18 protein-coding genes are annotated in these 20,923 nt (G+C 44.4%); 10 read left to right on the forward strand and 8 right to left on the reverse strand.

Annotation, left to right across the window (positions count from 1 at the left end):
* Positions 1 to 97 precede the first annotated feature (97 nt).
* The gene (locus tag AC1XUF_RS00050; protein WP_483339496.1) at positions 98 to 1,363 is read right to left on the reverse strand and encodes a hypothetical protein; all 1,266 of its coding nucleotides are present in this window, start codon (positions 1,361 to 1,363) and stop codon (positions 98 to 100) included.
* Positions 1,364 to 2,491: 1,128 nt separating this feature from the next.
* On the opposite strand from AC1XUF_RS00050, the gene AC1XUF_RS00055 reads away from it, so the two are divergent.
* Both AC1XUF_RS00055 and AC1XUF_RS00060 read left to right on the forward strand, forming a co-directional pair.
* Complete coding sequence (locus AC1XUF_RS00055) at positions 2,492 to 2,830, forward strand: PadR family transcriptional regulator (protein WP_483339497.1); 339 nt, start codon at positions 2,492 to 2,494, stop codon at positions 2,828 to 2,830.
* The gene (locus AC1XUF_RS00060) at positions 2,827 to 5,517 is read left to right on the forward strand and encodes an ABC transporter permease (RefSeq protein WP_483339498.1); all 2,691 of its coding nucleotides are present in this window, start codon (positions 2,827 to 2,829) and stop codon (positions 5,515 to 5,517) included. Before AC1XUF_RS00055 ends, AC1XUF_RS00060 begins: the two co-directional genes overlap by 4 nt.
* Before the next feature lie 259 nt (positions 5,518 to 5,776).
* On the opposite strand, the gene AC1XUF_RS00065 is transcribed toward AC1XUF_RS00060, so the two are convergent.
* The 4 genes from AC1XUF_RS00065 to AC1XUF_RS00080 form a co-directional block, all read right to left on the reverse strand.
* Positions 5,777 to 6,529 carry a LytR/AlgR family response regulator transcription factor gene (locus tag AC1XUF_RS00065; protein ID WP_483339499.1) on the reverse strand — a complete coding sequence of 251 codons (753 nt, stop codon included), beginning with the start codon at positions 6,527 to 6,529 and terminating at the stop codon, positions 5,777 to 5,779.
* A complete protein-coding gene (locus AC1XUF_RS00070; protein WP_483339500.1) occupies positions 6,526 to 8,103 on the reverse strand; it encodes a sensor histidine kinase in 1,578 nt (525 codons plus the stop codon). Before AC1XUF_RS00070 ends, AC1XUF_RS00065 begins: the two co-directional genes overlap by 4 nt.
* A 16-nt stretch (positions 8,104 to 8,119) precedes the next feature.
* Entirely contained in the window at positions 8,120 to 9,472 is a 1,353-nt protein-coding gene (locus AC1XUF_RS00075) for a TlpA family protein disulfide reductase (RefSeq protein WP_483339501.1), read from the reverse strand.
* Positions 9,473 to 9,766: 294 nt separating this feature from the next.
* Positions 9,767 to 10,018, reverse strand: a complete 252-nt coding sequence (locus AC1XUF_RS00080; protein WP_483339502.1) for a hypothetical protein — start codon at positions 10,016 to 10,018, stop codon at positions 9,767 to 9,769.
* Positions 10,019 to 10,407: 389 nt separating this feature from the next.
* Here AC1XUF_RS00080 and AC1XUF_RS00085 point away from each other — a divergent pair, with 389 nt between their 5' ends.
* The 3 genes from AC1XUF_RS00085 to AC1XUF_RS00095 all read left to right on the forward strand — a co-directional run bounded on the left by AC1XUF_RS00085 (position 10,408) and on the right by AC1XUF_RS00095 (position 12,034).
* Complete coding sequence (locus AC1XUF_RS00085) at positions 10,408 to 10,662, forward strand: twin-arginine translocation signal domain-containing protein (RefSeq protein ID WP_483339503.1); 255 nt, start codon at positions 10,408 to 10,410, stop codon at positions 10,660 to 10,662.
* Positions 10,653 to 10,835: a hypothetical protein gene (locus tag AC1XUF_RS00090; RefSeq protein ID WP_483339504.1), complete on the forward strand. Its 183-nt coding sequence runs from the start codon at positions 10,653 to 10,655 to the stop codon at positions 10,833 to 10,835. The genes AC1XUF_RS00085 and AC1XUF_RS00090 overlap by 10 nt, the downstream gene beginning before the upstream one ends.
* A gap of 128 nt (positions 10,836 to 10,963) precedes the next feature.
* Positions 10,964 to 12,034 (forward strand): alpha/beta hydrolase-fold protein, encoded by a 1,071-nt coding sequence (locus tag AC1XUF_RS00095; RefSeq protein WP_483340628.1) that lies wholly within the window; start codon positions 10,964 to 10,966, stop codon positions 12,032 to 12,034.
* 751 nt (positions 12,035 to 12,785) lie between these two features.
* Here AC1XUF_RS00095 and AC1XUF_RS00100 read toward each other — a convergent pair.
* Positions 12,786 to 13,691: an alpha/beta hydrolase gene (locus tag AC1XUF_RS00100; protein WP_483339505.1), complete on the reverse strand. Its 906-nt coding sequence runs from the start codon at positions 13,689 to 13,691 to the stop codon at positions 12,786 to 12,788.
* Positions 13,692 to 14,053: 362 nt separating this feature from the next.
* Between AC1XUF_RS00100 and AC1XUF_RS00105 the strand changes: the two genes are divergently transcribed.
* The 4 genes from AC1XUF_RS00105 (at position 14,054) to AC1XUF_RS00120 (ending at position 17,384) form a co-directional block, all read left to right on the forward strand.
* Positions 14,054 to 14,968 (forward strand): oxidoreductase, encoded by a 915-nt coding sequence (locus tag AC1XUF_RS00105; protein ID WP_483339506.1) that lies wholly within the window; start codon positions 14,054 to 14,056, stop codon positions 14,966 to 14,968.
* Positions 14,969 to 14,993: 25 nt separating this feature from the next.
* A complete protein-coding gene (locus AC1XUF_RS00110) occupies positions 14,994 to 15,176 on the forward strand; it encodes a winged helix-turn-helix transcriptional regulator (protein WP_483339507.1) in 183 nt (60 codons plus the stop codon).
* A gap of 68 nt (positions 15,177 to 15,244) precedes the next feature.
* Positions 15,245 to 16,228 (forward strand): helix-turn-helix transcriptional regulator, encoded by a 984-nt coding sequence (locus AC1XUF_RS00115; RefSeq protein ID WP_483339508.1) that lies wholly within the window; start codon positions 15,245 to 15,247, stop codon positions 16,226 to 16,228.
* 85 nt (positions 16,229 to 16,313) lie between these two features.
* Positions 16,314 to 17,384: an alkene reductase gene (locus AC1XUF_RS00120; protein WP_483339509.1), complete on the forward strand. Its 1,071-nt coding sequence runs from the start codon at positions 16,314 to 16,316 to the stop codon at positions 17,382 to 17,384.
* Positions 17,385 to 17,806: 422 nt separating this feature from the next.
* Here AC1XUF_RS00120 and AC1XUF_RS00125 read toward each other — a convergent pair whose 3' ends face one another.
* The gene (locus AC1XUF_RS00125; protein ID WP_483339510.1) at positions 17,807 to 18,202 is read right to left on the reverse strand and encodes a winged helix-turn-helix transcriptional regulator; all 396 of its coding nucleotides are present in this window, start codon (positions 18,200 to 18,202) and stop codon (positions 17,807 to 17,809) included.
* Positions 18,203 to 18,304: 102 nt separating this feature from the next.
* Here AC1XUF_RS00125 and AC1XUF_RS00130 point away from each other — a divergent pair, with 102 nt between their 5' ends.
* Positions 18,305 to 19,057, forward strand: coding sequence for an SDR family NAD(P)-dependent oxidoreductase (locus AC1XUF_RS00130; protein ID WP_483339511.1), 753 nt, complete (start codon positions 18,305 to 18,307; stop codon positions 19,055 to 19,057).
* Positions 19,058 to 19,363: 306 nt separating this feature from the next.
* Here the strand turns inward: AC1XUF_RS00130 and AC1XUF_RS00135 are convergent, their stop codons facing one another.
* Positions 19,364 to 20,899, reverse strand: a complete 1,536-nt coding sequence (locus AC1XUF_RS00135) for a M57 family metalloprotease (protein WP_483339512.1) — start codon at positions 20,897 to 20,899, stop codon at positions 19,364 to 19,366.
* Positions 20,900 to 20,923: the final 24 nt, after the last annotated feature.

Raw genomic sequence — 20,923 nt, forward strand, 5'->3', positions numbered from 1 at the left:
TGAGTAATTATCAAGTGTTATTCGGAATTCAGGTAGCCATTCTTGACAGTATACTTGTTTAGGAAAAGAAGCTATCAGCAATAAGATCGTGATAGTTTTACGGGCAAGGACTACCATATGCATGATGAAACTGATTGCCTAAATTCTTGTATTGCGAATTTATATCTATAATCTCCTGGCGATAGTCTTCCGATAATGCGCCCCAAACTCCTCCGTGTTTTTGAAGACCGCCCCATGCAAGGGCATACGCGTTGTCGTCGCTTAGCCCAGGGAATGCTTGGACTAATGCCTGTTTCATGGGTTGAACATAAGACGATGCCATGGTTGCATGATCATTCATCGAGGGCCCAGTAAGAAAAGCATGAAGAACTTCATGGTATATGGTCGCGGCTACAAATTCTTTTGATGCATTTTCTAATGCAAAACTGTTTAGTGTGATATTTAAGCCAGTTGTTGTTCCGTCAGTGTCCCCTTCATGTACTAATCGTTCTTCTCCTATCGTGAAATTGAGAGTCGCTGATTGATTAAAATTGTAAAGGATTTCTTGAACATCATTATGAAATTCTTGATTTACAATATGCTGAAAAGCTGCTTGTAAGCAAGGTGTAGTTAAATGATTATCAATATAACCATCAGCGTCAAATCCCCCGCCACCTCCGTCTGGTTTGCAGTACGAGTAAAGAGGATAGGTGTCTATTGAACCGTCATCATAGAAAACATTCAATACGACAGTATGCCATGTGCATGTTCCTTCGTCTTGCACCCGAAGAGTAGAAGTGACTCTACCGTTTGGCTTGTCTGTTTCTGGGATGAATTTGCGAAATCCTTTGAATACCCCCGCATTCAGTTTTTTACCATTTTTAAAATATCGCCCGTCTAAATACTTATAATTAACGTCATAGCCTAATATCGCACCAGAGAAACCTGGTATATCTTTCATCCTGTATTGGCCAGGCAATTTGTCACTTTTTGATTTGATGTAGTCGGCCCGACCTATAAATTCAGCAATTCGTCCATCGACAATTTCACCGTTATGTTCTTTAAATATGAAAACACGACGCGCCGATAGATCTTTGTTTGAAAGTATGAGTGAGTCTGTCTCAACAATTAACAGGTTGTCATTCCCAGATTTCTCCCTTTTACTTTTATTCCACAATGGTTTAATGGTTGTTGGATTATTGGCCGTTGTGTCAACCCGGAGGTTTTTCCCTCCGGTAATTCTTGACTCGTACCATGCTTTGGAGTTCTCAATTAAGAAGTCTGTGGAACTTTCAGATGGTGTAAAGTAGTCACTTTCACGACAAGCGAAGATACACAGGCAAAAAGCAATGACAATTGATATTCCGAAATAGAGTTTTTTCATTTTACCTATGAGTTTAGAGTGATATGCGAATAGTTGATTGATCTGATGATCTTGATTCGAATATTGCGTCAATTGATCTTATTATTTACGAGCTTGGCCAGGACATTTTAACCTCTCGATGAGTCTTATTCAATTTGCTTTATCGAATAGTATTACTTCCTTATCGCGGGGTTGACTTTTACTTATGTTTGCATCTATGAGAACGAAAATGTCGATTTCGCTCACAGGCAATAATACTGGTATCTATCGAGCCCATTGAATCTACTTCCGTCTGTTAGTCGAAATTCTTAGGATTGCAAATTATTCTCCATTTCGTAAAGGCACCTAAATTTATTGGTTTGTGTATGCCCTACGTATAGTTTGATATTGTAGTTCAAATATAGAAATACTTTCTATGTAACTAAAGGATTCTTTCTAAAATTTACTATTTATTAATATAGTTTTATTAGGCAAATGACGGGGTTTGGATGCCGTTAAGGATCTACATGTGCAATTCCTACTGGTTAGTAACTATCATGTCCGTATTTTTCTTTGGTAATTGACCTCGACAATTGAATTGTAGTACGACGCGAAGCGGTATATTACCCATGAGTATTCCCAGGAATTTATGCAATACCAAGTTGGAGTTGATTTCCCCTTAGGGAGCATTCCATTTCCAAGTTTTTTGGCGCAATTGAGTCAGTGATGAATGGAATTACAACCTGTATTTCTGGCTAATACTTCTAGAGTTTTTTCTTCTGCCATGCCGATAAGTATTTGAGCGTTTGTTTGAATTTAGACCATTTGAAAGGGAAGTGCATTGCATAGGGAGGTCCAATGATGCTGATATCTTGATTTTAGGAAGCTGTTGCAAGCATTTTAATCAAAATATTTACGCGTTGATGACTGTGCCGAGAATTTTTTTTTGAAATACCTCCAAAGTCACTATTGTATCACAAAACGTCCGAGCGGTGCGACTGTTTTGAGCACGACAGTCAAGTGGCCGAGTGTCTCGCGTTCGAGCGTTTTGTGAGACAATATTTGTAACTCGGACATAGATGATTGAAACCATTTTTTCGTTTAAAGTATTTCCTATACAAATGAGTATGATATAACCGATTCACCTTTATATTCCTAAACGTCAAAATAGTGAAAGGCACTCAATTAGGTGAATTTGAAGAACTTGTTCTCCTGGCAATCGCAATCTTAGCCGATGATGCTTACAATATTCCGGTCATGGAAGAGTTAACCTTGCGTCTTGATCGCCCAATGAGTCTAGGTGCAGTTCATCGCATTATGCAGAGACTTGAAGAAAAGGGACTCGTAAAGTCTTTATTTGGGCCTGCGACTGCCGAACGGGGAGGCAGACGTAAACGCCTTTTCAGGGTATCGAAAATTGGTGAGTTTGCATTGCTGGAAGCCCGTCGGATTCGGGAAGAAATGTGGGCAGGGATATCGAAAGGCTCTTTTGAACCAAATGCGATATGAGTAGCCAGCGGCCGATTTCACCAAAATCGCCCCGGTGGGCGTCGGGACTGCTAAAATTAATTGTAGCAGATCACTTCCAAGAAGAATTGCAAGGTGACCTGGAAGAATTGTTCCATCGGCGCGCGCAACGCTTAGGGCATACAAGGGCGCGAATACTTTATGTTTTGGATATCATTCTTTTGATACATCCTAGACTCTGGCGCAGGCAATATTCAAAGAAGGCATCTTATCAATCTGCTAATTTCAGACCAATGATTCGAAACTATCTAAAAATCGGGTTCAGGAATATTCTGAAACACAAAGTGAGTACAGGAATTAACCTGCTCGGGCTGACGATAGGCATCGCGACTTGCCTGATCGTATACCTTATCGCCAACTACGAAATGAGCTACGATGCTTTTCACCCGGACAAAGAACGAATCTACCGCGTTGTCGGGCAGTCGAGTATTGGCACGTTTGAGGAAGAACACCCCGTAGCGTTTGTTCCAGGTCCAGTTCCGCAGGCAATGCGAACAGAAATTCCTGGTATTGAAACGATCGCCGCATTTCAAGTGATTGAAACCAAAGTATTGGTTCCACAGAAAACAGGGGATCCCAAACGTTTTGAGCGTCGCAAGAGAGGTATTGGGGATGCGAAGACTATTCTTGTAGAGCCGCAATACTTTTCCATATTCAAATACGATTGGCTGGCGGGAGACCCGCAAACCGCATTGTTATCTCCTCACAAAGTAGTGCTATCCAGGGCAAGGGCGCAGGAATATTTTGGTGAAATCCCTCTCAATCAAGTTCTTGGCAGGCAAGTTATTTACCAAGATTCAATTCTGGTAACTGTCTCTGGAATTGTGCGTGACTGGAACAGGCCAACCGATTTTACTTTCACCGATTTTATTTCGTTTGCTACTATTAAATCCAGCGCATTCAAACAATTGATCGACCTGGACACATGGGACGGTTTATCAATGAGTTCGCAAGCCTATGTGAAGTTGGTAAAAGGAATGAAGCCTGATCAATTGGCAACGTCATTTTTAAATTTTTCCAAACAACACTTTAAAAATCAATTTGTTTTCAAACCAAAGCTGCAACCATTATTTGATTTGCATTTTAATGCAGATTACTTTGACACCTACTCAAAGCAAGCGCATTTACCTACGCTTTATGGGTTGATTGGAGTTGCTATATTTATTTTGCTTCTGGCTGCCGTGAACTTCATTAATCTGGCAACGGCACAGGCAGGAAACCGGGCAAGGGAAGTTGGTATTCGAAAAGTGTTAGGAAGCACCAAAGGATCGCTCGTCTTTCAATTTCTGACTGAGACAACAATTCTAGCCGGATTTGCCCTTTTTGTGGCCATCATTATTACTTGGCCTGTTTTATCGACATTCCAGTCATTAGTCCCCGCCAATTTCACTAAAAACCCGGTTGATATCAAGGCACCAGCTTTTCTGGTGTTGATCATTGTGGCAACCGTATTACTGTCTGGTGTATATCCTTCAATGATTTTGTCCTCCTACCTTCCCGCCATCACATTGAAAGCGAAACGATCCTTACCCAACGGTAAAAATGGATACATTAGAAAAGGGCTGGTTGTATTTCAATTTACAATTGCAGTAACCTTTATCATTTGCTCATTTCTGATTGGCAAACAATTGATGTTTATGCGGACGAAGGCCTTAGGGTTCTCCTCGGACGCTGTCGTTGAAATATATGTACGTGATAACCAGAAATCGAAGGTTTTTGTGCAAAAGGTGAAGGAATTGGCAGGAGTAGATATGGCTACTGTTCAATTTGCAGCTCCCATGAGTGAAAGTATGTTTACCGGTAAAATTACATGGCGGGGACAGACGGAAAAGACCATTGATGTTATGGCGAAATCAGGCGATGGCAATTTTTTAAATTTGTATGGTTTGAAGCTGATTGCCGGCAGAAACTACAATGTGGCAGACACGTTGCGGGAAGTGGTCATCAATGCAGCTTTGGCGAAAGAATTAGGTTTTAATAATCCGCGCGATGCAGTGAACCAACCTATTCAATGGCAGAACAAGCCGGTTTCAATAGTGGGAGTGGTTACCGATTTTCATGAACAATCATTCCATGAGCCTATCAAGCCGACAATTATCGGGTATATGCTATCGCAAGCGGAAAACGTGGCCATTAAGCTATTTACGAAAGGAAGGCAATTCTCAAACTTGGATCAGGTAATGAACACTTTGAAAAATGAATGGATCAGTAGCTATCCTGACCAGGGTTTCGACTATTCATTCGTGGACGACGCCATTTCAAAAATGTATGAGAAAGAAAGGAAAACAGCTCAAATTGTCAACATTGCCACCAGCATTGCAATCCTTATTTCGTGTCTCGGACTATTTGGGCTAATGGTCTACACAACGGAGCAACGCAACAAAGAAATCAGTATCCGGAAAGCGTTAGGAGCGTCAGTATCTAGTATCGTAGCTCTGCTCACCACGGACGTATTGAAGCTGATGTTTGTTGCTTTTCTAATCTCTTCACCAATTGCGTGGTGGCTACTGAGCCAATGGTTAAAAGATTTTGCTTATCGGATAGATCTGTCCCCTTGGGTGTTCATTTTCGCTTATTTGTCCGTGCTAGCAGTGGTATCTATCACAATTGCATGGCAAGGCATCAAGGCCGCCCTCGTTAATCCAATCAATGTACTGAGAAATGAATAGGCGTTTGCCGGTTCCTCATTTTTGCAAAGACTGAAGGATCTCACCTTAGTCTCAAAAAACGTCCGAGCGGTGCGACTGATTTGAGTACAACAGTCAAGTGGCCGAGTGTCTCGCGTTAGAGCGTTTTTTGCGACTCTTGTGTCCATTAATGTTTCTCAAAAGCGCGATCACGTTCTAAAAGCAGCTTTCCTGGCACCACAGTCACTGCTTAAAAAGCAAACCTTGAATATAAAATCAGTTGACCAGAGGGTTTCTTCAATTAGGGTTTGCGTGTCAACGCTGATACAATTTGTTTTTTCTTTTGTCTGGAGATAGGGATTTTGGCATTCTGGATAATGACATAGCCGGTCCCTTCATTGAGAATACCGTCGATATAGATTTTGTTCACCAGATGAGATCGGTGGCAGCGGAGAAAGCCGAATGGGCCAAGAAGCTCTTCGTATTCGTAAATCGGCCTGGAAATGACATGGCGAGAACCACGGGCCATGAAAAAGGTTGTATAGTTATTTGACGATTCGCACCGGACTATGTCCTTTACAGGTACCAGATACGTTTCCTTCAGGGTTGTTAAGGCGAGTTTTTGGTTAAGATCGAGGTTGTTTTTATCCAGTGACTGGAGCAGATTTTCAAGCCGTAAGTTTTGCATTTTCCTATTCACCATCGTTTTGGCCTTCTCTACGGCCGCCTTTAACTCCGGGATGCTAATGGGTTTAAGCAGGTAATCCAAGGCAGAAAATTTGATCGCCATGATGCCGTAAGAATCGTATGCGGTTACAAAAATAACCTCGAAATCATGTTCGCCGACGGATTTCAGCAATTCAAAACCATTTTGTCCGGGCATGTGGATGTCCAGAAAGACGACGTCCGGACGCAACCCAAGAATGCAATCTCTGGCCTGATCTGCATTAACAGCCGTGCCTACTATAAACACGTTGTGACAGTAGGTTGTGATCAGTGTTTGCAAATTGCTGATGTTATGCTGCTCGTCGTCAACAATTATCGCCCTTATCATACCCCGACCCATTTGTGAAATACCAAAGTTACCTCCATACCGGAGTTATTATTGAACAGCATTTCAATGCTTTTCTCTTTATAAAGTCTGTTCACCGCGGTGATACGTTCACGGGTTAGATTCAGACCATAGCCGAAACTGGTTTGATCAAACCCTTTTCCGTTATCATTTATGCTGATCATCATGCTTTCCGGTTCTTTCCCTAGACTGCAAGCTATATGAAGCCTTCCCGCAGCACCCAAACCAGAAAGCCCATGTTTGATCGCATTTTCAACGAGTGGTTGCATCAAGAGTGTAGGTATTTCGATTTCTGACGGGTTTAAACCAGGAGCTACGGTAATCTCCCAGCTGAAATCAAACCGAAGTTCTTCCAGCCCAATATAGGTTTTCAGTATGTCAATGTCCCGGTCTAATGTATTAAAAACGTGCTGACTTCTTTCGAGCGTTTTTCTCAAAAGCAGGCTGAACTCCCGCAAATAATGATTTGCCTCAGTGATGTGATTTGTATTGATTAGCCCTTGAATCGATCCAAGCGCATTAAAAGCAAAATGTGGGTTTAGCTGGGATTGCACAGCACGCAGATTTTGCTCCGATTCGATACGTTTTCTTTCCGATGATTGCAATTTCTTATAGATGTATGTAGCTGTTAAAATAAATAGTAACAATAAAATGAGCGTTCCAAACAGAAGATAAAATATTGGTGAACGGTACCAATAAGGTATGGTCTGCAGAAAATAGGTAGCCACAGTCTCAGGTTGCATAGTATAGTGAAGCTGCAGTGAGTAGTGCGTATCTGCTTCTGGTTTATAGATTACAATTCCATTGCTACCTGCATAGCGGAGCGTATCTCCGGTTTTTAGATTAATCAGATCGTAACGTAAAAGGGAGTCGGGCAAAATAGCCTTTGCAAGCATAAACCGTGCTTTTATGTCAGGTTTTAAAAATATTTCACTTTGGTTATCTGCCAATTTTACCGGTTTTCCAACGGCACTTTCCGCGCCTGCAACTTGTCGAAACCCAGCTATGGCTGGCGCGACCTTTACCCTTTTTATGTAATATCTTCTGACCAGTGAATCCGTTTTATAATCCAGGAAATCGACAAAGAAATAATCGTTCACCTTTAAAAGCGAAAAGGCGATTTCGTCACTATCTGTCAATTGCCTTTTCAGTCCCATCTTTATTAGCGTGTCGGCATGGAAAATCTGTGTTTGCCCTGATATAGGCGTTTTTGTAAAAAATTTTCTGGCATAAAGCCGATGTGATTTATAATGTTCAAGATAAAGGGTATCACCCCTTTTATTATGTTCCGAAATGCTTAATGAACTTCCGAAAGGAGAATCCGTAGTGCGGATGCTGATCCAGCTTCCGGCAAGATAAACGGGCACTATCTTCTCTGCGGGGCAATCTCCGATGTCATCCTGAAATTTTCTCCCCTTCATTTCTGGGACAGTAAATCCTTCCCCTTCTACACGCACCGGCGCCTTTCCAAAAATTGCAATGCGCTGGGCAATGCTTTTGTTTGCGCAAAAAATGAGAAAAATGACTAGTAGAACTGCATTTCTTATTCTGATCATGGACCAAATAATTGGTTTACCTGCGTTTGTCGAGTAGTCTTTCAATAAGAATTTCAAGTTGGTTGCCATCACTGGGAGCAGGAGCCTGAAAATCTACAATAGCCCCTTTTTCATCAATTATCACAAACTTGGGAATGGCATTAGTGAAATAGTTGGCAGCGGCCTGACCGGTTGCGTCAAACAATTGGAGCCAGCCCGGCTTGTCCTGCACCACCGCCCTGAGCCAATTGGACTTTTTATCGCGGACAGCAATGCTTATAAATACGACGCGTGGCTCTCTTTTATATCTCCGGTACAATTCCTGAATATAACGGTTTTCTTGACGGCACGGTCCGCACCAGCTTGCCCAGAAATCAAGCAACACGATTTTACCTTTAAAATTAGCCAACTCATACTGTACTCCTTTTAAGTCTGGCAATGTGAAAGCCGGGGCGGGATCGCCGCTTTTTAGGCCTGAAAGCATGTTTTCTTTTTCCGTGATCGACCGGAGCAGTTTGTTGTAATCGTCTTTATTAGAGATGAATTTAAGGTAAGGCATGGTAAAGGTCGCCCGCTCCTGAAATTTCTCGTATGAATTCTCTGCTGCTACGAGGTTCAGGTTTACAAACCTGTAAAGGATATAATCTCTGACTTCACCTGTGAAGACTTCAATTATTTTGTCAAGATAAACCTGGTATTTGGGCCGTAATGTGTTTGGCTGGATCTTGGCATCATACTTCACAAGGTAGAACAGATACCAGAAGGAGAGCCCCATCATGGCCCGGTAAGATGGGGATGACAAATATTTGCTATCCGAAATATTCTTTAAAATGGCATGGTCAAAATGCGCATTGATATAATCGTTTACTTCTTTTGGACTTTGCGCATCCAGCATCGTCACGGCGTTTTGCATCAGTTTGTCGAGCCGGTCGAACAACGTGTTATATTCAATGATGATTTTGAAATAATCATAATAAGGATCGTCCGGGTCGCCATTATTTTGATTTTTGAAGTAAAAGACATTGGCTGCCGATCCGCGTCCCAGCCAAACCGATGTCTGGTAAAACGTCAGCATATCTTGGACATCAGCTCTCAAAGAAATCTGGTAGCCGGGAGCAAGCAAAACAGGGATCAACAGACCATCATTTGCCGTCGTAAAAGAAAGCGTTGCCACTTGCGGAGCGGAAATAAGTGAATCTGGAATTGCAAATCGGCCATTTTCTACCACTATATTAAATATAGATTCTTTCTGCGCAGCATTGATATAATGGAGATCGACCTTTTTGCCACTAAAATTGTCAAATTCAACAGTCAATATGATGTTTTGCGCGCTTGTATAACTTCCTATCAAGCAATACCATAAAAGATATAACCAGGCAATTTTTTTCATAACCTTTTGATTAAAGATCCTGTCTGATGAACCTGGGGATAAAAATAGCGACCTGCGTTAACTATGTCTGTTGCGATTGTGAATACGGCTGGTTTGAGTGTGAATTGGTTTGGGAACGGATGCAAAGACGCCTTCGCGCTTCACCATACAATATCTTCAAATGATTTGTGAAATCTCTGGCCTGCCAAGCGACCTGGCACTCTGCGCTGTTCTAACTAAACATCTGAATGCTGGTATTGGGATCGCTAACACGGATATATACGCCGAATATCGAAAATAGAGGGTTTTGTGAAATTAAGCGAGCAAGAACTTTGACGGCTTAGACATATCGAATACCGGTATCCATGCATCTATATTTTGTTGTTCCAGAAACTGATAATTGTAGCCATTTGAGTAACCTGCATCTGCGAGTAAGTCGGTCATTCTGAGCTCGTTTTTAGATAGCCTGTCTTGTACTGAGTTTGCTAAGCCAGGCAAGTACTGACTGTCAAGAGCAAAATCTGCTTGAATATGACTGATTACACCTGCTGCTGTGTCTACTGCCATGCTGCAATGATAGTTAAGTTTTCTGGCCTTGCCCGGCTTCACGGAAATACGCGCGTATTATTTGATCATCGGGAATCCGGTATTACCGGCAGTACATCAGGATAGATTGCAGGAGATGTAAGACCCATCGAGTGCTTGAAGGAGACCGGCAGAGGAACTGTCACCCGGTCAAGCGAGCCCAGAAAAGTCTATTGATAGCCTTTAAAATCGATCAGGGTTTCTTTGTATACGACATACGAGCTAGCTGTACGTGCTTTTTAAAACGCTTTCTCAAAACCGGAGCAAATAAATGCAAACCCCGCATTTACCTTGTTAAGTAGATTTGCCCGTCGAATAGCTTGATTAAAGTGGTACGACCTACTCAAATAGCCCGAAACCAGTTGATCCGAATGAATAGCCGCAGAACATTCTTGAAAAGCAGCATGGCGCTGGCCGCAGTAACCGCTCTTGAACTGCCCATTAAAAAAGACAAACAAAAACTGTCCTTTTCCACGTTAGGCTGTCCCAAATGGACGCTGACCGAAATTGTGAAAATACATCCGGCACACCCATATCAAGGACGGCAGGCTGGTCGACGGCAAACTGGCCTACACATTTATCGGCAAAGGCGAGGCGCCACTCACCGAGGCGATCAATGCCCTTGAAGGAGGCGGATATAAAGGGTATTACGGCTTTGAATGGGAGAAAATGTGGCATCCTGAAATCCCGGAACCTGAACTTGCGTTCGCTGATTATCCCAGCGCAATCAGACCTTACTTTAAAACTGGCAGCCAATAGACGTAATGGAATGGCTGGTACTCCGGCGGCCTGGTTCTGACTCACGCGATTTCCTGACTTGCCTGGCAGAAGTCTTTTCTTTGGTAATCATATATTCTCAACATGTATTTGACTAAAAAACACATGAACAAACAATGTTTAACCTTACTTGTGACAGCTTCGCTAACGATGGGTGCCGCCTGGGCACAGGTGGACAAGCCCGCTGTCAACGACGATTTCAGACCTTCGGAGCTCAATCAACCCGGCCAGGAATATCCTCAGGTGAATTCTCAGGGATATGCCCGTTTCCGCATTAAGGCGCCGCAGGCTGATAGTGTGAGGGTCAGTCTTGGATTGGGCGGAAAGGGAGGAACCAAACTCATCAGGGACGCGGAAGGTTTTTTTACCGGAACCACCGAAGGGCCGCTGGATGAAGGCTTTCATTATTATCACCTGAATGTCGACGGCGGAACGTTTAATGATCCGGGTACACTGAACTATTACGGCTCGGTTCGCTGGGAAAGCGGTATCGAAATTCCGGCTCACGATCAGGACTTTTATCAGCTTAAAAATGTACCCCACGGCCATGTGCAACAGGTATTGTTCCCATCCAAAAGCACAGGTACTTCCCGCCGCGCATTTGTGTATACACCGCCCGGCTATGACAAGGGAAGCAAACGTTACCCGGTGCTGTATTTGCAGCATGGATGGGGAGAGGACGAAACGGCATGGAGCAACCAGGGGCGCGCGAATCTCATTATGGACAACCTGATTGCCGATGGCAAAGTTGAGCCGTTCATCATCGTGATGACGTATGGAATGACCAACGAGGTGAAATTCGGAAAGATCAGGGAATTTAAGATCGAACCTTTCCAGGCCGTACTGGTCGACGAGCTCATTCCATATGTGGACGCTACTTTCAAAACATTAGCCAGCCGGGACAAACGCGCCATGGCAGGTCTTTCCATGGGAGGTATGGAAACCCGGATGATTACGGTCAATAAACCGGACGTTTTTGGCTATTATGCACTGCTCAGCGGAGGCGTGTATGCCCCCGAGGATCTCAAAGACAAAACCAAACCTAAGCTTGTCTTCCTCAGTGCTGGCAGCAAAGAGAAACCCGACGGTGTGAGGAATGCGGCTACTGCGCTTAAATCGGCGGGATACAATGCGGTTTCATACGTTTCCGAGGGCACGGCGCATGAGTTTCTCACCTGGCGCCGCAGCCTGTATCAGATGGCACCGCTGCTATTTAAATAAATTATCGCCGTAAAAAATAGATGCACGGCCGGTAACTGCGATCCTGCGACCATGGAACCTTTTTGCACCAATCTCAAAATGTTATCTCAAAAATCATTGTATCGGTTTATCATATCGAATTGACTTTTTGAGATTTTATAATTACTATCTCTGTGCGTTAAGGGGTTCGATGTATTGGTCGAGTCCGCCCGACCAGAATGATCACCAAAGTGACTATCTGAGGGAGGCAGCGAACTCGGCTTGAACTTTCTTTGACCAAAAACTAAATATCTACGAAGTTCGCAGGTGTGGGGAGCATGCTGCTAGACAACGTAAAAAGTGGCTTAAATACAGTAATAATTTAGCCAGATACTTGTGAAACTGCACCCAAAAAGCTAATTTCAAGTAAGGATTTGCAGTTCTAATGAGTAAATCGAGAGTAGCCTTAACTATCAGTTGAAACTTACTTATTATCAGTTAGTTATTCACAAGGTTCCGCACTCGTTAGGTGCACCAGATAGCTTATCAAAAACAATCAAAGCCCTGCAGATCAACGATTTACAGGGCTTTTGTTTTTTGAAAAAGTGTCAAAATATGCAATTATTTATAAAACTTTGGTGAGCAAATCGAGACTCATGGTTCGGTCGGTTCGGTCAGAAAAGTGCTCACCAAAACGCGTGTAAGTATTTGTATTAAAACCTGTTCACGGTTTAAACATCTTGATTTTCGAAAGCTGCAAACCTACTTTTATTCACTTAAAACAGGTACATGATTAACGGTTTAATTTTTCCTTTAAAAAATTACTGGCTTCCTGCATGGCCTGTTGTCCGATCGAACCTAGCCCAAAAAATCCATGGACGTTCTCGTAATTTTGATAAATCGTAGGGACGCCTGCTTTTTGCAATTTATCGGCATAGGCTTTCCCTTCGTCTCTCAGGGGATCATAGTTGGCCGTCATGATCAGGGCCGGTGGCAGACCCGAAAGATCTGCTGCCCTTAATGGCGATGCTTCATCGAATTTAGCCGGATCGGTCAGATAATTGTCCCAAAACCATTTCATCATTTCGGCAGTCAGGACATACCCTTCCTTATTTTCTTCCCACGAAGCATGATGTGATGAATAGTGATCTGTGACGGGGTATGTTGCAAACTGGGCCTTGAGCACAACCCCGGCGGCTGCCAGTTTTTGTGCGACCCAGATTGCCATATACCCCCCGGCACTGTCGCCGGCAGCAGCCATTTGTTCGCCGATGCCATTGTATTTTTCTGCGTTTTCAATCATCCAGAGCGTAGCAGCAACAGCACTTTCCGGCCCCTCGGGATAAGGATGCTCCGGCGCTAATTTATAGTCTACCGACATGATAACAGCGCCTGTATCAGCGCACAGCTGGCGGCAAATTTCATCATGTGTATCTAAACTTAGCAGCACGAAACCGCCCCCATGAAAATAAGATATCACCGGAAACGGGCCGCTTCCCTTAGGGATATAAATTCTTACCGGGATCTGGTCTTTTTCAATGATCGTATTGATCACCTGTCCAACTGCTGTCGGGTTAGGGTTTGCAGGCGCCTGTTTCATTAAATCCCTGGTTTGTTGTGGTGGCAAAAGGTTTAACTTATCAAAGCCATGCGCTTCTGCATCGGCAATTGTTTTTTTAACTTCTTCGGATAGTGCCATTGGATTATTTTTTTAATGTTTGAATATCTTTTTATTTCTAAATGATATGTCAAAGGTCGGCACGAGGGCAAATTTAAAATAGCGTGCTTCGCCCGAAAAATAGCCCGATCCGCCAGACGCGTTTTGGATTTTACCGGTTGCTGTCAACTATGGGTATACAGTTGTCCACAATGGACTGTATTTGGCAGATGAGTTATTTCTTATCAGGAAAATCCGGAGGATAAACAACCGCCCTCAGATGTGATCACAAAGGAACTCTTTGTAGTGGTGTAAGGCAGCCAAAGATTGGTTTTCATAGATAATGGTTTCCTTTTAATATCCTTCATGGTTTTATTCTGCCGACCTTTGCTTTAAAAAAAGGTATGTGGACGAAATCAAATATCCCGGATCAGACGGGTAAAACTATTATTGTTACTGGCGCTAATACCGGTATTGGGTACGAAACTGCGCTTGCCTTATACGAAGCGGGGGCTCACGTGGTGCTGGCCTGCCGGAGCATGGACAAAGCCAGAGATGCGCAAAAGAAACTGGAAGCGCTTAGCGGAAAGGGCAAGCTGGAAATCTCAAAACTTAATTTGAGCGACCTTAACGATGTGAAGGAGTTCGCAGCTACATTTTTGCAAAACCATCAACAATTAAATGTACTGATCAACAATGCCGGCGTAGCGAACACCGGCGAAAATGCGCCGGACAGGCCTAAGACTGTCGATGGCTACGAGGAGCAATTTGGAATTAACTTTTTGGGCCATTTTGCGCTTACAGGTTGTCTATATCCACTTTTAAAAGCCACATCGGGTGCGCGTATAGTTACCGTTAGCAGTAATGGTTACCAGGGTGCCCATATCGATTTTGACAATCTGCGATCTGAAAACAGTTATGACGCCATGCGGGAATACCGGCAAAGTAAATTGGCTAACTTGCTGTTTGCCATAGAACTCGACCGAAAGATTAAACAACGCGGGGACAATGTTTTGTCCATAGCTGCTCAGCCTGGTGCCAATAAAACTGAACTGGTGAGACATATGACCGACAAGGAAATTGCAATCGGAAAGGAGCGTATCGGGGAATTCATGGAACCGTGGCAGGGCGCCTTGTCTTTACTTTATGCAGCAGTTTCACCTGATGCGCTTGGTGGTAACTTATATGAGCCAGATCAAGGCGGGTTTCGCGGATACCCGGCTTTGTCTACGATCAAAGAAAACGCGCTTGATGAAATAACCGCAGCTAAGCTTTGGGTTTTGGCAGAAGAACTTACTGGCGTTGTCTACCTCCAATAACTCAAAACAGCGTTGAGCGATTTCAATGGTCATATTTTTGCAATACCACTTTGTGAAAACTGACGTACGATGCCTGGAAACTAAACCTGTTACGGTTGAGTATAAATTAACCGAATACGGACACTCGCTCAAACCTATTATTAATGAAATTTCGTCCTGGGGGATTCAGCACCGGCAGAGGGTGATGAAGGAAATGAGTGATCAGTAAACCATATTCGGGGTAGCAAACGATTTATTAATAAGTACATACCTTTAAATAAACCATTATCACTAAACATGTTAATAGAGTTTGTTACCCAGCCGCAGTTTAATTTTTTGACAGCCTTTGCTGAAGCCTTAAAAGTACCTGTGGTCAACAACGAGCTGCAAATTCCATCATCCCTCGGCGAGGGGTTTGTACGCCGGGTTGATCTGAATGATGACTTTCGCTTGCTGATACACCGTTACCGGCTGAACCAGGAGCTGATCTTGAAACGGATAGGCACAACAGAACAGGCAAGCTTCATCAGCGTGATTTTCTATAATAATGAGGAGCCTGTAAGTCTGATTGCAAGTGACGGGCAACAGCAGAATTTTAGTCGTTATAATGATATGGCGATACAAATTGCCTCTAATAACTTGGACTCTCTGATTACTTTTCCGGCCCACACGGAGATCTATTTTACGGTGATCGGGTTGAGCGCCACGCGTCTTAAGGCGTTGTTGAAACTTGATCGTCCCCATGATGTGATTGATAGCATTGTTAACCCCAAAGAGTCCTTTCTTTTTTATGAAAGTATGGGGACAGAAACACAAATGACACTCAAACAGCTATCGGAGCCACAGGCAGAGAACGGGCTTGCAGGCTTATATTATCGGCTTAAAGCGGAAACGCTGCTATATCATGTGTTCAATCAGCTGCATAACCGCCAATCAACCGGACATAGCCCGGTTAACAAAGCTGATGCGGAAAAGCTTTCTATCATCCGGAAGGCTATACTCAGCGATCTTAGTCAACCTCCCAGTTTGCCTGACCTGGCTAAATCAGGCGGTCTAAGCGAAACCAAAATGAAGGATCTGTTCAGGCAGGTATTTGGCGATAGCATTTACAATTACTACCAAACGGCCCGGATGGAAGAAGCTGCCTATCTGCTCCGGCATAAGAACTATTCGGTGAGCGAGACGGGCTATCAGTTAGGTTTCAGTAATTTAAGCCATTTCGCCCGCTTGTTCGAGCGGCACCATCAGCAAAAGCCTAAAAAGTACGCATCAGGCGGATAGGACTATTTTTCAGGCGCGGCGCGCTATTTCAAATGCGGCATCCTGCTGACCTTTGACATATCATGTAAAACATAAAACAAACGATATGAAAAAGTTACTGATGCCTTACAATAGCCAGTCCCTGAATTTGAAGAATCATTTAGTGATGGCCCCTATGACCCGCAGCCGTGCTATCGGCAATGTGCCAAACGCACTGATGGCGGAATATTATGGCCAGCGCCGGGGAGCAGGTTTGATCATCACGGAAGGTACCGCGCCAGCCCCCGAAGCATTGGGTTATGCCCGTATCCCGGGCATTTTTTCACCTGAACAAATAGAAGGCTGGAAATTAACGACAACTGCCGTACATCAAAATGATACCAAAATATTTTTGCAATTAATGCACACCGGACGTATCGGGCACCAGGCAAACCTGCCAGGGGGCGTTCAGGTGATAGGTGCATCAGCTATAGCGGCAGCCGGGCAAATGCACACCGATACCATGGGTATGCAGGATTATCCGGTTCCGGTAGCCTTATCTACCGAGGGTGTACAAGATGTGATCAGCGGATACGTAACAGCAGCGAAGAATGCGATGGCCGCCGGCTTTGATGGGGTAGAATTACACGCCGCAAATGGCTACCTCATCGAGCAGTTCCTTAATCCAAATGTGAATGACCGTACAGATATTTATGGCGGGACGATCGAGAACAGGGCCAGGTTTGCCCTGGAAGTCGCGCAACGTGTAGCGGACGCTATCGGCAAAGAAAAAGTGGGTGTCAGGATCTCACCCAATTCCGTTCTGGGCGACCTGCAACCATATGATGCCGATGCAACGGAGGAAACGTACATTCATTTAAGCCGGGAGTTTAACCGCATCGGGCTTGCGTATATACACATCAGTATTAACCCGCAGGTTCCCACACAAACGTTAGCGGCCATTCGTACTGAATTTGAGGGAACAATTATTTATTGTAACACCTTTACTGCCGAAAAAGCGGAAGCTGAATTAAATAATGGAGATGCAGACCTTATCGCATTTGGCAGGGCCTTCTTAGCAAATCCGGACCTGGAGCAACGCATTATCAACGGAGCGGAGTTGAACGCACCTGATTTCACCACCCTATATACACCCGGCGCAAAAGGTTATACCGATTACCCGGTTTTATTCAAATGATATCCTAAATAGTTTTGTATAAAAATGGCCATAACTACCAATGTGGCTAGTCTTGTAAGCTTCCCCAAAACAGAGTGGTGATTAATTAGACAAATTTTCTAATTTTAATCCGCTATGAAGGGACCGCTGGTACTGTCGTGACAGTATTGTATTCGCCTACACCAGATCTTACAATTTGCCTCGAACAATTTTTCTCGCAATCCCCGCTTAGTCAATTGCGGAGGGGTTGTGAGAGAAAATGTGGATTTGTCAGACACCTATTGAGCTGTTTTAGCAAAAATGTCTTGGCCCCTTACAAGTTGGACACTTCTTCTAAAATGGTTGTGTCAGATACGATGGCTTCATCCCATTTTTGGTGGGGCGTCACGAAATAGTCTGTATAACAAGTTGATTTATTGAGGCAACGTAAAAACTAAATAGGTTCAAGCTGTGCTCTGGCCACTGCCAACTTCTCCGCTGAATGCTGCTTTTACTTTTATCCTGTGATGTTGCCCCCAATCAGCCATTTCCCACAGGATAGGCCTGAGGGTCTCACCATAAGCGGTAAGCGCGTATTCCACCGTGACCGGTTTGGTTGGCTGCACCGTGCGACTGATCAAACCGTTGATCTCCAGCTCGTGTAACTCCTTGGACAGCATTTTGGAGCCAATCCCTTTTACTTCCCGCATTAAGTCCATGAACCGTTTGTCGCCGAAGCTCAGGCACCCAATGATAGTGATTTTCCATTTGCCGCTTAAAATATCCATCGTATCATGGATAGCCCTGAGCTGACCTGGACAGTGCAGGGGCTTTTGATCAATAAATACTTTCTTTTTCATCTGTCTTGGCGCAACTTAGTTTCTCTAAGGAAACTACTTTCTAAAGGGAAACTCATTCCCAGGGTAAAGTTCGCTCATTTAGCTTTGTCAAAAAAAGATATCATGAAAATAGATTTGACGCAGAAGATTGCCATCGTTACCGGCAGCTCAAAGGGTATTGGCGCTGCCATCGCCAAGGAACTTGCCGCCTGTGGCGCGATTGTCATTATTACCTATCATTCGGCGGCAAGTGATGCGGAAGGCGTGGTTACCGCCATCCGGGAGACAGGCGGACAGGCCATTGCCCTTCAGGCGGATATGGCCCGGCATACCGATATTATTGATTTATTAAAACAGGTAAAGGAGCGGTTTGGCAAGCTGGATGTGCTGGTGAATAACGCTGGCATCGCCCGATTCGGCCCTATCGAAGCTGTTACGGAGGAGGGTTTTCTGGAACAGTACCGGGTCAATGTATTAGGTCCCATACTGACGATCCAGGAGTCTTTGAAGTATTTTCCCCCAACAGGAGGTAGCATTATCAATATCAGTTCAGTAGGCGGACAAAATCCGGGGCCATACACCAGCATTTATACGTCATCGAAGGCGGCCCTGAACGCCTTAACCGTTTCTTTATCAAGAGAACTGGTGAACCGGCACATCCGGGTCAATACAGTGGCACCGGGTCCAACTGATACCGAAGGGTCAAAGGCGCTGGGCCTGGCAGGTAGCGCCATTGAAAAGGGCATGATTGCCGCTATACCGATGGGTAGATTTGGCAAACCAAATGAAATAGCCCCGGCAGTCGCTTTCCTGGCTTCGGATTATGCGGGCTGGATCACTGGAGAAAAATTGGCTGTTTCGGGAGGAATGCGCTAGGACGCATGCTAATCTGGCGAGCAGCTAGGGGTGTTAAAAACAAGCCACTAGCGGTCGGGTAAGGATGTTTTCTTAGGGTTATCTATTGATCCAGATCGGTACTTTGTTAATTGTTAGCTATACTTTTTGGTCTCTAATTGACGCTGTTTTTCCCTACTCCTAGGTAAGAAACAGATACATGGGCCTCTTTGCCTCAAGCAGGAGGGTTTCGTGAGACCAGCATGTTGCACTTTAATTAACTTACTTTTATTGTAGTTGAGAACCCCGGCCACTGTATGTTGGCCAGGGTTCAAAAAAGTCTGAGTTTTAATATTCCGCTATCAGCCCCAGGTTGTTAATAATTACCGGTTCTCCAGCAGAACCATGTGCTGTGATAGCCACACCGCCGCCACTTAGTTGGAACCAGCAGCCATTTTCATATTTTTTTACCGAGTAGCCCCCGCCAACCTGGGTTTGTCCAATAACATACATATAGCCCCTATCCCCGGCTGCAATATCCCTTCCGAAGCCGCCGGTATCCACCATGGTCTGCCCGCTAAGTGTTAATACTTTGTTGGCATTGTCAACCGCCCAGGGAATGCCGATTGAACTGACAGCGATCCGTAAACCTCCCTTTCCCGGAAGCACTTTCCACTGGTTGTTTTTCCACTGTTTAATGGCATACCCACCAGCGGCTGGCAGCGTGCTGACAATAAAAACCTCACCATTTGCCCCAATAGCAATGTCATTCGCACTGCCAGGCACCAGTTGCCACTGGGAGTTGTTAACACGTTTATATATTTGCCCAACACTGTTTACAATCCACGGGTTATTATCAGGGCCGACCGCTATCCGGACAGCTCCCCCGGAGACCTGCTTAAACGTTTTGGTTGTGTAATCATAGTTCATGATCGAGTATCCACCATTGACTGGTGTTTTGCTAACGATCCACAATGATTTGCTAGCGTGGAATCCGGCAGCCACATCAGTGGCCAGACCGGTAAGATAGTTCCAGGTATGCGCGGGATAAAGTATGCGTGCCGCAACTTTGTCGTATAGGGAAAACCCGTCCCAAAGCGTTGCGTACGCGTTCATAACAGAATATTCATCCATTTTAGGCGTACCGCAAACCTGATAATCAACCATTCCTACTGCCGGTTCGTCTGTGTGAGTGAGCCCGATAGCGTGCCCAAGCTCATGTGCAATGGTACGCCGTTTCATGGATATCGACATATCCAAATCGTTATTATAAAGAGTATTAACTATCATTCCGCCACCGGTTGTCCCATCCATATCCGGCGGATACTGTCTAGCTACCCAATTTATCGTGCCTTTCTCGTCTGCGTGAAAACCTGCAGAAACAACTACGTCGGTATTATAATCAAGGTATACTTCCCGGAAATTTACTTTGGTGTCAGTAACATCATTCCAATCCGCAATGGCCAAACGAATTGCCGTTTTCCAGCTGGGCGTGATGTCCGGCTTAATATAAACCTTGATATCCTGGACAACATTGTCACTTAGCAGCCAAGGATGGCGCCGCTGCTCAACCCTTCCTGTCTTCGCTTCATTCAGATATGCTTCGGCACTTTTTCTCGAAATCGTCAGATCACCATCGATCACAAATATTTTGTCTTCCTTGTCATAGATGACCTTGTCAACAGGTGCCCCGGTCATTTCTGCCAGATAACTGGTAAGCATTTGCATCTGGACATTATTTTCGCCCACCTGGGACGATGCCGGAATGGTGGTAATGTCCTGGTCTTTACAGCCCTGAAAAAAAATGAGCAGAGCAAGCAGCAAAATGCCCCGAAACAGGTTTAAAGATGGTTGGTACCTGATGTTTGAAAAAGGATTTTTCATGGAAATAGCTAAGTTGTTGTTAAA

Source organism: Dyadobacter sp. HNCC25DJ185, assembly GCF_056895195.1.